Origin of the sequence: Lacticaseibacillus yichunensis, from assembly GCF_003946405.1 — a bacterium.
Taxonomy (GTDB): Bacteria; Bacillota; Bacilli; order Lactobacillales; family Lactobacillaceae; genus Lacticaseibacillus; species Lacticaseibacillus yichunensis.
On sequence record NZ_RHOG01000004.1, the window covers coordinates 1 to 13549 of the forward strand.

Genomic DNA, 13549 nt, shown 5'->3' on the forward strand with positions numbered 1-13549 from the left:
AGCCGGCAAAACATATCAAATTAACTATAAAGTCATCACTGAACGGTCAAAGTCAGCAGCCTAGTTCAGTACTGACTAGAGTAGTTACAACTCTCTATTCAAATTGTTCTTTGGAAGTCCTCAACAGTTTATCGAAATCCTGGCCATTCAGCTTATAGATATTGACGCCAGCTTGCTTTAGTGCCTGAAATTTTCTTTGCGAAGCGCTAGTTTTTCCATCGGTCAGATTGTGCGCTGTTTGGATTCCTTCAACATAATAATCAGTCTTAGCTGTTAAGTTTTTGCCGTGGGTTCCCCCGTGAGACTCAACAATATATTCCATTTGCTTTCGGGTGTACTGTCCATCATTGAAAGAACCTGTAAAGACAAAATGTAAATTTTCAAACAGCGGCGTAGTATCAGTATAGTTGAATACTGCGGGGCTGGTAGAAGCCATCTTGCCGCCTGTTGCCGCTGCTGCAACAGAGGGTAATGATAATAATAAAGCATACAGAACCGCCGTCGCTCTCGCGTCCGTTAATGCGTTATGCGAGAGTGCTTCGACGCCAAGCATATGCTTCACCGTCGTAAGTTGCGAATTGACCCCTTGATGCTTACGCCGGCGAGCGAGCATCATGACATCCAAGATCGTATTAGCTGTCAGATCAATACCTTTTGCGTTGAGGAACGGTAGATCGAAACTCTTTAAATTCCAGCCGATAACAAGGCGGTCTCCAATAAAGCTCATCAGCTCATCAGCCAATTCATTTAGCTTAGGGGCGTTATCGACGTCCTCTTGTCGAATTCCAGTAAGGGTAGTGATATGCGCTGGTACCGACCGACCGGGATCAACAAAACTTGTGAAATTTTCGGTTTCCAAGCCATTCATTACGTGCGTGGCCGAGACCTGAATCACATCGTCATAGGCATAATTCGTTCCCGTTGTTTCAATATCAAGCGAGATAAAATCCGAAGCTAGATCCGGGTGGCTCGGTAACTGGTAAATCGAGGCATTCCCTAGATTCCGCGAAATATCCCTGCTAGCCAAAGCCCTTCTCTTCTCATAGAAAAGATCCTGGCTGCCTTCTCGATGAGCCTTGATGATCCATTCAAATTCGCTGATCAAGGCGGACGCACGATTGGTCCCAATCAACCGTTCACCCTGCCTGACAAGGTATCCATCTTGGATGAATTTACCTAATTCTTTGGGCAGATCCACGGCGTAAATTCGACGGAAATATTTCGGCGCATAGACGTCTGGAAATTTTGGGTGTTGTGTAAACCACCAGAGAGCGACCACATCCCCAACCAATAAATTATTTTCGTCAATTCGGTCAGTTGGATATGGCGCATAGCTGGCAATCGTTTCATCAAATTCAGTTTTCGTTGTAGGTTGAACAAACATTATTAACTCTCCTCCACTTTGGTGTCATTATAACGGGTCGGATGAATCTCTTTTCCTGACCACGGATCGAAATTCGGCAACTGACTCCATAACGCAAAGGGAAGTGTCATGTCCAGCCCCATACTTTCCTCCAGTTCCGTCAACGGAAGAAAACGAACAACTCGTCCCTTTGCCTCTTGCCTGGTAACAACTCGGTCAAGCGTCTTGTTATGAAGAGCTCTCTCTTCTTCCGTCGCAAAAACAATGATGTCAATGGCCGCGCCTCGATCGGCAAGCTTAACGATTGTTCCCCCAAGTGCCTGAATCCGGGACGTTGTATCAATATCGACTTGCGTTTTCTTAAAATAGATGGACTTGCCAGAATACTTCCACACATCAATCCCCCCCAAATGTTTGCATATCCAAAATTTTCCGAATGCGGTATATCGTAACAATCATAGTCTTCACCGTTTGAAAACGGTACCAAAACGGAACAAATATTTGCAGTGCCCCGCCTATTAGTCATCACTCCTCAATGACATGGCATTTACGAGACCGTTGTCCCCATTGCGCTGACCCTAAGAGATTTCGCAAAAATTCAACAGAATTCCCGCATCCCCAAAATCAAAAACTGCACGTAAAAAAGGCTGAACCCCTTCTCTCCCAAGGCGTCCAGCCGTTTTCCCGTGTAGCTTTTGAATCTTTTCTTCTATTAAATAGGCAACAATCCGCCCGCCAACAACCTACTTCTTCTTCCGGCCCCAATCCTTTGCTGGGCCTGGCTTTGTGTTAGCCTTGGCTTTCGAAGTAATGGTCTTGTACTGATAATGGCCGTTGCCAAACAGGAACACACGGCGCGTATGGAGGGCGGCGCGGACTTCGCGCTCCCAGGTGCGGACGTATTTGTTGCCGGCCATTGGGGGGAGGTAGCCGTTCAGCTGGATTGGATCGCCATTTTCGATGGTGAACTCGACTTTCCAGCTACCAGAGTCCGTGACAAATTCCTCGAGGCCGGCCTCTTCGTTGAAGATCCACTGGAGGTCGTCCAGAATCTGAGCCGCAGCCGCAAGATCGATTGTCTCTTCGTCGACTTTGCCGATGCGATACTCACCGTTGTCGTATAACAGGCGGGTCAGGCTGGCTGTGCCATCACGGCGAACGACCAGCGTCTGGGCGACCTCCGCCCCTTCTGCTGGCTTAGCGCCACGCCAGACCAGATCTGTTTCCAGCCGCAACTGTGTCACCGGCTGTTCAATAATTGGCCGAATCGGTTTGAACGGCCGTCCGTATTTGGATGAATATGCACGCGTCATTGTTCACCTGCTCCCTTGCTGGCAAGTTTCGCCATTTTCTTCAACTTGTGATTGGCGCCCCAGCCGCTGAATGCCGTGCCGAGGTAGGTTGCCTGAAAATACATCATCTGATCATCGGGCGAAAAATTCGCTGCCGCCCAATCCACGTAACCGAGGGTGGTTTTCATGTCTGCCTGATAAACGGCGTGCAGCACGAGTTCATGAAACGCCGGATCACCGGCGGCTACCACCTGTTTTTGCAACGCCAAGGCCTGCTCGCGGAGCTTGGCCATGGCGGCGTCGAAGAGCTTCTTGTCCCCGCCGTAATCCCATGGCAGGCTGATGCCGCGCAGGTAGCGGGTCGGATCGTTGGCCGCGGTGTAAAAGAAGAACAGGACGACCTGCTCATCAGCGGAAATATTGGCGCCGAGCACCACGTCATGCCAGCCGACGGGAATCACATCGGTGGCGGTCTTCATCATTTGCGCTGTCGCGGTGGTCATTGCAGTCTCATCCATCTGTGTCGCTCCTTGCTTGTTGATGATTTCACTTGCTATCGTAGCACGGAATGCAAAAAAAAACAGCGCTGTTATGCAACACGCTGTTAAATAATTGTTGTGATGTCAACTCACCGAGGGCTCAGCGGTTGATGGAGCTGGCCATGCGGGCGATCGCGTGGCTTTCCCCGCGAATGGCGCGGCTGAGCGCATAAATATTTTCAAATGGGGATTGGATGTGCCAGGCGGCGTCCCCGACGTGCTGGATGTCTACGCCGTCAATCTTGTTGCGAATAGCGATGCTTTCGATGTAGCGGGCGCCGGAGCCTTCCTGGCTGGTGCCGATGGTGCTCATCACCAGTGCGCCTTGGCTATGAGCGAGCTTGACGATAGCCTTGATTTCATCGTCATCCAGGCCTGGCACGGTGCCGACCGCCGGAACGAGGATCACGTCGGCACCGGCGTCCAAGAAGGCCTGGGTCGCTTCTTCTGAGACAACGGGTTCGTTAACGCCGGCTGCGTGCATTTTGCCAGCGATGATCAGGCCGTGGAAAACACGCTTGGCAATGGCGATGTTCGCTGCGATCGCCGCATTAGTGACGCCGGTGCCGGGGTTGCCGGTCAAGCAGACAAAATTGAAGCCGAGGCGCTCGACTTCTTTCAGCGTTGTTTCGGAGGCTTGGTGGCCGGCGGAGATCACGCGACGCTCGGAGTCCATGTCGGCGTTTGGATCGACGGGTTCAAGGTTCACGCCGATCGGCCGGCCGACGAGGTGCTGGAGGCGGTGGATGCTTTCGCCGTCATGCCGGGGCTCGGTCTCGTTTTCGTCGTACAGGCCCATGATGACGGGGTTGAGGACGTCGAGGTCGTTGAGCAAAATCAGGTCCGCGCCGAATGCGGCCGCAACTTCGGATGTGGTGAGGCCTTCGATGCCGGGCTCCACGACGACATTTTCGCTGAGGACGACGCGCCCTTCGCTTGCTTTGATGCTTTGTTTGAGTTCGGCGCCTGTCATTGCCAGCACCTCGCTACTTGTGGTTGAGATCAATCATTTGACCATGTGAGTTCTCCTTTTCTGAGTGGGGCTCTCTCGCTTGATGACGAAGGCGCAAGCGCCACGCGCTGCCAATTCGCCTGCACCGGCACGCCGCCCCCTTGTTGCCTCTACCTTACCAAAGTGGCCCACACAGTCAAGATGGCGGGCGAAGCGCCGCGTGTAGACCACCGCCCGCCTTTTTTCCCAGACCCCGCAATGGCGCCGGGGCTTGCGGTTCTCGACCGATTAATTATTAAAATGCAATTTTGCGTAAAAATGTAACCGCTTGTTGTTTATATATTAGACATAATTCGCTATAATAAGCGCAAAGAAGGTGTCCAGTTTGAAGTTGACGAAAAAGCAAACGGAGCTGCGCCAGCGCATTCTCGATCAGATCTACGCGCGCGGCCCGATCTCCCGTATCGATATCGCCCATAATACGGGCATTACCCCCGCCACGACTAGCGATGTGACCGGCCATTTGATTCAGGAAGGGTTCATTCAGGAAATCGGCCAGAGTCAGGTCGACACTGGGCGCTCCGGGCGCAAGAAGATTATGCTCGCGATCGCCAATGGCCACGCGTATTATGTGGGCGCGGAGCTGACGGCGCGCAGCTACACCTTCTGTATCACGGACGACGCGGGCAAGGCCTATGTTGAAAAAACGGTGACGGCCAACGCCTCATACGACCCGGAAGTTATTCGCGGCGATGTGTTTGCGGCGAGTTTGCGCGACTTTATTGCGGATAACGCGAGCTATCGGCCGGTCGCGGTCGGCATCGCGCTGCCAGGGCATTTTGTCCCCGAAACGGCGAAAATCGCGACGATCAACCCGACTTGGTCCGAGTTCAAGCTGCAGCCCACGATCGATGCCATCGACTTGCCGCTGTATTTTGAAAACAACGTGCATTGCATGGCCTTGACGGAACGCCTGCTGGGGCCGGATCAGACGGATGACAATTTCATCTTCCTGCACGCGGCGCGCGGCCTGTTCGCGTCGGTGATGTACCGCGGCCACCTGTACAGCCCGGAAAACGCGTTGGTCGGCGAGATCGGCCACACGATCGTCAACCCGAACGGCGAGCTGTGCGATTGCGGGCGCCACGGCTGTCTGCAGACCTACGCCAGTCAGGAGTGGATCGTGAAAAAGGCGCGGCTTCTTTATCGCAACGCGGATCACACGTTTTTGCGCCAGCTGTCCCCGGATGTCTCGCAGCTGGACTTTGAAACGGTCCTGAAGGCGTATGAGCTCGGCGACGATGGCGTGATCGACCTGCTGGACACCGCGATCAAATACATCGCGATCACCGTCAACAACCTCGCCCTTGAAGTCGACGCGCGCCGCATCATCATCCACGGCCGAATTTTCGACCCGGCGGCCCTGCAGACCAAGCTCTCACAGACCTTGAATGAAAATATGTTCCAGCTGACCCCAGTCACGCCGCAGCGCCTGACCATCAAGCCGTACACCCAATACAATGGCGCGATTGCCGCCAGCATGTTGGCCGTGTCGGAGCAATTGCTCGGAACGGAATGACCGGCCACTGAAAAATAGGAATAGCCCGCCTCCACTTGGTTGTGAAGGCGGGCTATTTATGTAGTCTCGCGTAGCCAAGCCGCCGGGGTCACGCGCTGTCAAAGTTACCGGGCTGCGGGCGTCATCTGCCTAGTGGTCCACTTCCGCCAGTCGTGTCAGCCATGTGTGCAGATGTCCATCCTGTGCGAATTCCGCCAGCAGGCCATCCGAAAATCGATCGAGGCGGCTGATTGCGACCAGCATCGCCAGAATCACAGCGGCTGGGGCCTCCGCCACATCCGCCTTGGCCAGCGCGGACCGAGAGAAGCCAAGCCCCGCATCCGTCAATGTGGTCGAATAATCCGCGATCTCCGTATGCGTGAGCGCAAAGGTGTCAAAGTCATGCATAAAACTGTCCAGCGTCCATCTCACGCGGCCGTTGATCTCGATCTCGGGTTCCGCCTCTTCTGGAGTTTGGCCCAGCGCTTTCATGATGTCGCCATCATCGTCTTGGGTCTGTCCCAGGGCTTTGAGAATGTCCCCATCATCGTCTTGCGTTTGACCCAGCGCCTTGAGGATATCGCCACCGTCATCTGGCTTTTGGTTCAATGCGTTGTGCAGATCATCGTCTGCCGATATTTCCTCAGCCGAAGCGGCCGGCGCCGGGAAGCGGGATGCGTATTGCGTCAATAATTCGTATGCCATTTTTTCCTCCTAATTATCCGTTGCCGTGGCGGCAGACCTGACCCACCAGGCAACGTTCACGGCCAACAGCGCGATCCACAATGCTGTGAATAATTCGTATGCCATTTGTCCCCTCTAATTATCCGTTGCCTGAATGGCCGTCCACACCAACCAGCCGGCGTTCACGGCCAAAAGCGCGAGCCACGAGCCTGTTGGAAGCGATGGGCCGACCGCGGCGGTGATGGTCATCAGGCCCCAGAGCACAGGCCAGTAGAACCGAAGCGACCGGCGCCACAGATACGCGACGAGCGAAACGACCGTCATCGCGCCCCAGAAAATAAGCAGCACGCTGGCGCCGATCACCTGGTGGTCCAGCCGCGTCACCACCGCCGCAAGTCCCACGAACCCGCCGAAATACAGGAGCAGCCAGACGCCCAGTCGCAGCGTTGTTTTCCGCTTCAGCTGATTGAAGCCTCCCCCACGCACGACAGCGCCGACCACCCAGATGAGCAGAAACAGCGCAAACGTGGTCAGATCCGCCAAGTGCCAAGCGGGCGGCCGGCGCCAAAAAGCATCCAACGTCGCCCCCACCAGCGATAAATTGATCAGCGGCCACAAATAGTCGAGCCATTGCGCGCGACTGCGATTGGGCAACTCAGCGATGATCTCGTCTGCGGCGGCTTGCGGATCCTCGCCAAAATTATCGGGCAGGCGCTGGCCGGCTTGTTGCGCATCGATCATGTCATCCAAAATGGCCTCGATCGTGGTGGCGACTTCGCGTGGATCCTTGCTGGAAAAGCTCAGGAGATACCTTACCAGCGTTTCGGCGTACACGTGATCGACGCCATGAATTCCCGCCAATTTTGCCTGCATCGGCTTCGTCAGTTCCCTACTCATTGCCCTTGTCCCCCTCCAATTGCGCCATCGCGCCCACCAATTGCCGCCAGCTGGGTAAAAATTCTGCGATGCTGGCCTCACCTGTTGCGGTCAAATGATAATACTTGCGATCCGGGCCACTGGCAGAAGGATGCCGAACCGCTTCGATCTGCTTGTTGCGCTGCATCTTCAGCAGCAGCGGATAGATCGTCCCCTCAGGCACCTGCCCGAAGCCAAGCTCGGCCAGCGTTTCCTGAAGCGCGTACCCGTATGTCTCGCCGCGTCCAATGATCATGAGCAGCGCCCCTTCCAGCGTACCTTTCAGCAGCTGGCTTGGAATCTTCGCCAATGTCCTCACCTCCCGCGGGTTGCTATCTTGCAAAGCAAAGTATAGCCCCACGGAGGTACTTTGTAAAGCATGATAGTTGAAAGTTCGCTGACTGAAGGGAGACATCGCATACCTGGGGGTCCACCGGGGATTGCGACGTTGACGGGCCTCTGAGGACTGTGACAGCTGGAGAGTTCTGAGATCGGCGATTTCTCTTTTTGATGGGCGAAGCGCGAATTCGCGAACTCATGCAGCGGTGCGGTCCGGGCCGCTCTGTCGCCGGGGCGACCGGCTAGTGGCGTGGCGCCGGGGCGGCTGGCGCAGGCGAAAATTGGGCTCAGCCCTGAAATTATCGTTAGCGGCTCGGCCGCTAACGATAAGGCCGAGCTTGGAGACGGACGCGGCACCTTTCCGCGGGCGGCTCCAAGTCGTGCCCAGGGCGTTCCAGCCCGATTTTCGCCAAGCCAGCAAGCCCCTGTGCCCGCCACTCGCCGTCGCCCCCAACGCACCGCAACAACAGACGGCACCCGGCACCACACCAACCGCAAAAAGAGTGCAAAAAAAGCGCCCCACCGGAGTGAGACGCAATTGAAGGCTATTGATTAGTCGAGGATCTCGGAAACGACACCCGCGCCAACCGTACGGCCACCTTCGCGGACCGTGAACTTCGTACCCTTTTCAAGGGCAACCGGAGCAATCAGGTCTACTTCGAAGGTAACGTTATCGCCAGGCATAACCATTTCAACGCCGTCTGGGAGTTCGATGACACCCGTAACGTCGGTTGTATGGAAGTAGAACTGCGGACGATAGTTGGAGAAGAACGGTGTATGACGGCCGCCTTCTTCCTTGCTAAGGACATAAACTTCACCCTTAAACTTGTTGTGGGTCTTGATCGAACCTGGCTTTGCCAAAACTTGGCCACGCTCAACCTGATCGCGGTTCACACCACGAAGCAAGACACCAACGTTATCGCCGGCTTCGCCAAGGTCAAGGGTCTTACGGAACATTTCAAGACCGGTAACAGTGGACTTGATAACCTGTGGCTTCAAGCCGATGATCTCGACTTCATCACCAATCTTGACAGTCCCACGATCGATACGACCAGAAGCAACAGTGCCACGGCCGGTGATGGTGAAGACGTCTTCAACAGGCATCAAGAAAGGCTTGTCGGTGTCACGGACTGGCGTTGGGATATATTCGTCAACGGTGTCCATGAGTTCCTGAACAACGGCTTCCTGTTCTGGGTCGCCCTGAAGAGCCTTCAGCGCAGAACCACGGATAACAGGAATATCGTCACCAGGGAAATCGTATTCGGACAGAAGTTCACGAACTTCCATCTCGACCAAGTCAACCAATTCGTCATCGTCAACAAGATCAGTCTTGTTCAGGAAGACAACGATGTAGTCAACGCCGACCTGACGCGCAAGCAGGATGTGTTCGCGAGTCTGAGGCATCGGGCCATCAGTAGCGGCAACGACCAAGATCGCACCATCCATCTGAGCGGCACCGGTGATCATGTTCTTAACGTAGTCAGCATGCCCTGGCGCATCGATATGTGCGTAGTGGCGCTTTTCCGTTTCGTATTCAACGTGGGCGGTGTTGATGGTGATGCCACGTTCCTTTTCCTCAGGTGCGGCATCGATTGATGCGTAGTCCTGAGCTTCGGCCAATCCCTTTTCAGAGAGGACCTTGGTGATCGCCGCGGTCAGAGTAGTCTTACCGTGGTCAACGTGCCCGATGGTACCGATGTTGACGTGGGGCTTAGTGCGTTCATAATGTGCTTTTTCAGCCATGAAAAACGAACCTCCTGTATTTTATCGTAAAGATACGGGCAAACCCCGCAATCCTTTACGTACTAGTGTACTACATTTGCGCGCGAATACCAAAACAAATATTCCCGCGGGAAATGAATTCCGAAAACGATTATACCGAGAACCGGCGGCTTTGTAAACAGGCGGCGTCAAGAATTTTCTGTTTACACCTAAAAGCCGAACTTACGCCATATCGGCCAGTTTCGCTGTCTGTTCGCCCAGCCAGGCCAGCAGCGTTTGCATCGCCGGTGACAATGGCGCGCTGTCCTTATGTAGGTAATCATAAGCAAATTGCTTGGGATCGGTAATGGTCTGGTCAATGAACGGGTATAAATAACCTAATTCAAAGCGCAAGACCTGCACCGTCGCGCGCATCAATTCGGGATCGCCCAAGCCCACTTGCCGCTGGACCTGGTCGAGCACAGCCAAAAGCGTCGGATCATTCAGCACCCCTGGCAGCTCATCCGGCACCACCTCACCGGATGTCTGATAGCCCAACACGGTCACGGGTTCGCGATCACCCACCGCCGTCAACGCGTCGAGCAGCGAAATGCGCACCGCCGGATGGACGTCCTCGTCTGTCAGATTTGGCCTGGCCGCCTCGATCATTAGCTGGCGTGGCAGACGACCGAGCTCCTTGATCACCTGTTCCTGTTTGTGGGCATCAAAGCCGCCGAGATGTTTGAGTTCCTTGGCCAATTTTTCCAACGCCGGTTCGTTAGCCGCCAGATCCGCCGCCTCGGCGTCTTCGATGCGCTGCTGCAATGGCGGCCGCTGAATCACGGCGACATGTGCCAGCATCGCCCATGCGAAGCGGTAATCTGGTAGCGCGAGCAGTGTGTCATAAAGCAGCTCGGTGTCCTTGGCCGAGGCCAAAAAGTCTTCCATGTACTCGGACACGATCGGCAGCGCCGAGGCACTTTGCTCAAGGCCGTTATACGCCTGCACGAGCTCGCGCCCCACTTCAAAAACAGGCGTGCGCTGATAGGCTTTTTCCAGATGCGGAACCGCGGCCGCAAAATTGCTGTTGCGAAGCGCGCTTTCCCCGAGGCTGAGATGCCGGTCCACATTATCCGGCAGCGGGACGATTTTTCCCATGATAATAGCTCCTTTGTCGTATTCACCGTTCAGTTTCCGCCAACACGCGGGCAAAGGCAAGCCCTACCGCGGATCCGCTGAGCGCTTCGCCTCATATTCCGCGCGCGTCAGGCCAAAGCGCTGCTGGACCCGATAGCGCCCGTGCAGCAAAAAGCCGAAGCGACTCTCCCCTTCGCGTGTGAAGCCCAGGCGCGCGAGCACGTTTTCGGAAGGCCGGTTGCCCGCGGTCACATTGGCGTACACATAGGGCGCCTGGTTCTGGTCAAAAAGATACTGGAGCTCGCCCCATGCGGCCTCGGTTGCGTAACCCTGATGCCAGTATGCCGAGGTAAAAGTATAGCCGATCTCCCATGTTTTGAGCCAGGGATCCTGGTCCATGTTCAGCACGCCGATCATCCGGCCATCGCTTTTGCGGGTCACCGCGACAGCCGGCAGCACCAAATACAGTTGGGCAAACGTCTCGCGCGCCCGCTTTTCCGTTTGGGGGCGCTGGCTGCCCATCGCACCCCAAGCCATGCTGGCGGGATCGGAGACGAGCGCCAAGTAATCCGCAAAGTCTGTTTCGCGCCCCATCCGCATGATCAGGCGTTCTGTCTCAAATAGCATCGCAGGTCCTCCCTCTATTTTGGACTTAGCCTGTATTCTGAGCCGCTGTCCGTTTTAGCTTAGATCACAGGCCTGGCCGCTGTCCGTTTTGGCTTGGACGGCCACACACGGTCCTTATTCGTTGAAAGCAAAAACGCCAGCAAGGACTCGCTGACGTTCGCGTTTTACTGACGTTTGGTGCTGTTTTGATTGACTTCCATGATCACCGGCAAGATCACTGGCCGGCGCTTGGTCTGGTCAAACAGGAAATGGCTGAGGTCCTCGCGCACGGATTGTTTGAGCGTGCTCCAGTCGAATTCCTTGTTGTCGAGCTGCTTTTGAACGGTCTTGGTGACGAGATCGCCCGCTTCGGCCAACAGATCCTTGGAGGTCTTGATGTAAACGAAGCCGCGACTTGAGATCTTCGGGGTGGACACGATGCGTTTTTTCTTGCGATCGATGGTGACCACCGCGATGAAAATACCGTCCTCGGCCAACATCTTGCGGTCGCGCAAGACGATGTTGCCGATGTCGCCGACCCCGATGCCGTCGATCATGGTGTTGCCGGCATCGACATGACCCGCGTTGTGCATCTTCCCTTTTTCATAAGAAACAATGTCGCCAGGGTTCAGGATAAAAATATTCTGTGCCGGAATGCCAACTTCTTCCGCAATCTCCTGATGCGCCGCAAGCAAGCGGTATTCGCCTTGCACCGGAATGAGGTACTCCGGCTTGAGCAAGTTGAGCATCAACTGCAGGTCCGCCTTGTTGGCATGACCGGAGGCGTGGATGTCGTCCGAGATCGCCTTGACCTCGCCGCCTGCGCGGTAGATCATGTCGCGAGTCTTGGCCGCCATTGTCTCCATCGCATGGGAGATCGAGGTGGTAATGAAGACGAGGTCCCCTTCGTGAATGTGGACCAAGCGATGACGCGAGGTCGCCATCCGCTGAAGGGACTTGAGTGGCTCGCCCATCCGGCCCGTTTCAAGAATGACAACTTCTTCATCCTTGAGGGTCTTGAGTTCTTTCGTCGACGCCAAGATGTCCGGTTTTGGCAAGGTGATGTCCTTCAACCGAATGGCGGTGCGGACGATCTTTTCCACTTCCCGGCCGGTCAAAACAACGCGGCGATTGGTGGCGGCGGCTGCGTCCAACACCTGCTGGATGCGTTCGATGTTGCTCGCAACGCTGGCCACGATCACGCGGCCCGGCTGATACTTAATGGTCTCCTCGATCTTGGTCGCAATCTCGTGCTCACTCGCGTTTTGATAAGGCGACTCAGCGTTGGCGGAGTCGGATAACAGCGCGAGCACCTTGCCGTCCCCAATCTTCGCGAGGCGCGACAGGTCCGTTTGATACATCGGGCTTGCGCTTTGATCGAACTTGAAGTCGCCGGTGTAAACGATCTGGCCACTCGGGGTCTCGATATCGATGCCTAGCGACCCAGGAATACTGTGGGTCGTGCGGAAAAACGAGACTTTGTTCTTGCCAAAATCGATTACGGAATGCTCATCAATGACATGATAGTCGTTGAATTTTTTCGCCTGCGGATTGCCAGCCGCGGCCAGCTTCGCAAGCGCGATGGTCAGCTCGGAGCCAAACACCGGAACCGGATGCTCGCCGACAAAATATGGCAAGGCACCCACGGCATCCGCATGGCCGTGCGTGAGGAAAATGCCAGCGATCTTGTCTGCATTTTCTTCCAAATAGGTAAGATCCGGAATCACGATGTCGATGCCCAGCAGTTCGTTGTCCGGGTACTTCAGGCCGAAGTCCCCGACAAAAATTTGACCGTCCACGTCGATGGCGTACATGTTTTTTCCGTTTTCGCGGACGCCACCGAGTGCGATCACTTTGATTTTGCTCATGTGAAATACACCTCAGAAAATTTTATTGAATTTTTCTCGAGACTCGCGACCGGCTTCAACGTGGGGCTTCGCCTGCCACCGCCATGGACGCGGACTCAACGATAAACTTCTGTTATTAGTGTACCACACTCCGAAATGCGTTGCGAAAAGTGGCATATTGTGTAAAAAAACGAGTAAACGCCCGGGTGGGCTCCGGCCGAAAATCGGCTGGAACGCTCCCAAGCAACTTTGAGCCCGCGGAAAGCGCGGTCTTAAAGCTTGCTTTCGGCGTAAGCGGCACAGCCGCCAACGCCGACGAGGGGGCTGAGCCGTTTTCGGCCGGAGCCCACCCTACATCAAGCATTATAGATATGGCACTTTTGGCCGTCATTTCGCTGGATCGGTACGCTGTCATTTCGCGGGTCGGAGCCGGGACGTCGTGTGTCCCGAATTGTGTTGTGCTTGCTAGATATGTCCACCTCTCCTATCGATCTCGGCGAATTGAGAAGTCCAATCATTACCAGTTCTATTATTCCCCAGAATCAAAACAGGCACCGACTGTTATTGTCGGTGCCCATTATGTAGGTTAGTGCTTAACTGGAATTGGGATGAGGCG

Annotated in this window: 13 protein-coding genes; 1 reads left to right on the forward strand and 12 read right to left on the reverse strand. The window is 55.0% G+C overall.

The features are described from left to right. Nucleotides 1–94 precede the first annotated feature (94 nt). The 5 genes from EKM95_RS02115 to EKM95_RS02135 form a co-directional block, all read right to left on the reverse strand. The gene (locus EKM95_RS02115; RefSeq protein WP_125696186.1) at nucleotides 95–1384 is read right to left on the reverse strand and encodes an exonuclease domain-containing protein; all 1290 of its coding nucleotides are present in this window, start codon (nucleotides 1382–1384) and stop codon (nucleotides 95–97) included. A gap of 2 nt (nucleotides 1385–1386) precedes the next feature. Beyond that, the gene (locus EKM95_RS02120) at nucleotides 1387–1758 is read right to left on the reverse strand and encodes a hypothetical protein (protein WP_125696187.1); all 372 of its coding nucleotides are present in this window, start codon (nucleotides 1756–1758) and stop codon (nucleotides 1387–1389) included. A gap of 348 nt (nucleotides 1759–2106) precedes the next feature. After that, nucleotides 2107–2676 carry a hypothetical protein gene (locus EKM95_RS02125; RefSeq protein ID WP_125696188.1) on the reverse strand — a complete coding sequence of 190 codons (570 nt, stop codon included), beginning with the start codon at nucleotides 2674–2676 and terminating at the stop codon, nucleotides 2107–2109. Continuing rightward, a complete protein-coding gene (locus tag EKM95_RS02130; protein ID WP_125696189.1) occupies nucleotides 2673–3173 on the reverse strand; it encodes an immunity protein YezG family protein in 501 nt (166 codons plus the stop codon). Before EKM95_RS02130 ends, EKM95_RS02125 begins: the two co-directional genes overlap by 4 nt. A 121-nt stretch (nucleotides 3174–3294) precedes the next feature. Then, complete coding sequence (locus EKM95_RS02135; RefSeq protein WP_449818787.1) at nucleotides 3295–4200, reverse strand: DUF7916 family protein; 906 nt, start codon at nucleotides 4198–4200, stop codon at nucleotides 3295–3297. A 331-nt stretch (nucleotides 4201–4531) separates the two neighbouring features. Here EKM95_RS02135 and EKM95_RS02140 point away from each other — a divergent pair, with 331 nt between their 5' ends. Continuing rightward, the gene (locus EKM95_RS02140) at nucleotides 4532–5725 is read left to right on the forward strand and encodes an ROK family transcriptional regulator (RefSeq protein WP_125696190.1); all 1194 of its coding nucleotides are present in this window, start codon (nucleotides 4532–4534) and stop codon (nucleotides 5723–5725) included. Nucleotides 5726–5854: 129 nt separating this feature from the next. Here EKM95_RS02140 and EKM95_RS02145 read toward each other — a convergent pair whose 3' ends face one another. The 7 genes from EKM95_RS02145 to EKM95_RS02175 all read right to left on the reverse strand — a co-directional run bounded on the left by EKM95_RS02145 (nucleotide 5855) and on the right by EKM95_RS02175 (nucleotide 12954). Next, nucleotides 5855–6409, reverse strand: a complete 555-nt coding sequence (locus EKM95_RS02145; RefSeq protein ID WP_125696191.1) for a DUF6508 domain-containing protein — start codon at nucleotides 6407–6409, stop codon at nucleotides 5855–5857. A 114-nt stretch (nucleotides 6410–6523) separates the two neighbouring features. Beyond that, the gene (locus EKM95_RS02150; RefSeq protein WP_125696192.1) at nucleotides 6524–7285 is read right to left on the reverse strand and encodes a hypothetical protein; all 762 of its coding nucleotides are present in this window, start codon (nucleotides 7283–7285) and stop codon (nucleotides 6524–6526) included. Further along, nucleotides 7278–7559, reverse strand: a complete 282-nt coding sequence (locus EKM95_RS02155; protein ID WP_318530890.1) for a PadR family transcriptional regulator — start codon at nucleotides 7557–7559, stop codon at nucleotides 7278–7280. Before EKM95_RS02155 ends, EKM95_RS02150 begins: the two co-directional genes overlap by 8 nt. Before the next feature lie 635 nt (nucleotides 7560–8194). Then, entirely contained in the window at nucleotides 8195–9385 is a 1191-nt protein-coding gene (gene tuf / locus EKM95_RS02160) for an elongation factor Tu (RefSeq protein WP_125696194.1), read from the reverse strand. Between the two features lie 201 nt (nucleotides 9386–9586). Then, complete coding sequence (locus EKM95_RS02165) at nucleotides 9587–10501, reverse strand: hypothetical protein (RefSeq protein ID WP_125696195.1); 915 nt, start codon at nucleotides 10499–10501, stop codon at nucleotides 9587–9589. 63 nt (nucleotides 10502–10564) lie between these two features. Beyond that, the gene (locus EKM95_RS02170; RefSeq protein WP_125696196.1) at nucleotides 10565–11107 is read right to left on the reverse strand and encodes a GNAT family N-acetyltransferase; all 543 of its coding nucleotides are present in this window, start codon (nucleotides 11105–11107) and stop codon (nucleotides 10565–10567) included. Between the two features lie 164 nt (nucleotides 11108–11271). After that, complete coding sequence (locus tag EKM95_RS02175; RefSeq protein WP_125696197.1) at nucleotides 11272–12954, reverse strand: ribonuclease J; 1683 nt, start codon at nucleotides 12952–12954, stop codon at nucleotides 11272–11274. Nucleotides 12955–13549 lie beyond the last annotated feature (595 nt).

Excerpts from the sequence above, each read along its gene's own strand:
- EKM95_RS02130 (WP_125696189.1), bottom strand. The coding sequence starts at position 3,173 with ATGGATGAGACTGCAATGACCACCGCGACAGCGCAAATGATGAAGACC.
- EKM95_RS02115 (WP_125696186.1), bottom strand. The coding sequence starts at position 1,384 with ATGTTTGTTCAACCTACAACGAAAACTGAATTTGATGAAACGATTGCC.
- EKM95_RS02150 (WP_125696192.1), bottom strand. The coding sequence starts at position 7,285 with ATGAGTAGGGAACTGACGAAGCCGATGCAGGCAAAATTGGCGGGAATT.
- EKM95_RS02125 (WP_125696188.1), bottom strand. The coding sequence starts at position 2,676 with ATGACGCGTGCATATTCATCCAAATACGGACGGCCGTTCAAACCGATT.
- EKM95_RS02175 (WP_125696197.1), bottom strand. The coding sequence starts at position 12,954 with ATGAGCAAAATCAAAGTGATCGCACTCGGTGGCGTCCGCGAAAACGGA.
- EKM95_RS02145 (WP_125696191.1), bottom strand. The coding sequence starts at position 6,409 with ATGGCATACGAATTATTGACGCAATACGCATCCCGCTTCCCGGCGCCG.
- EKM95_RS02170 (WP_125696196.1), bottom strand. The coding sequence starts at position 11,107 with ATGCTATTTGAGACAGAACGCCTGATCATGCGGATGGGGCGCGAAACA.
- EKM95_RS02165 (WP_125696195.1), bottom strand. The coding sequence starts at position 10,501 with ATGGGAAAAATCGTCCCGCTGCCGGATAATGTGGACCGGCATCTCAGC.
- tuf (WP_125696194.1), bottom strand. The coding sequence starts at position 9,385 with ATGGCTGAAAAAGCACATTATGAACGCACTAAGCCCCACGTCAACATC.
- EKM95_RS02155 (WP_318530890.1), bottom strand. The coding sequence starts at position 7,559 with ATGATCATTGGACGCGGCGAGACATACGGGTACGCGCTTCAGGAAACG.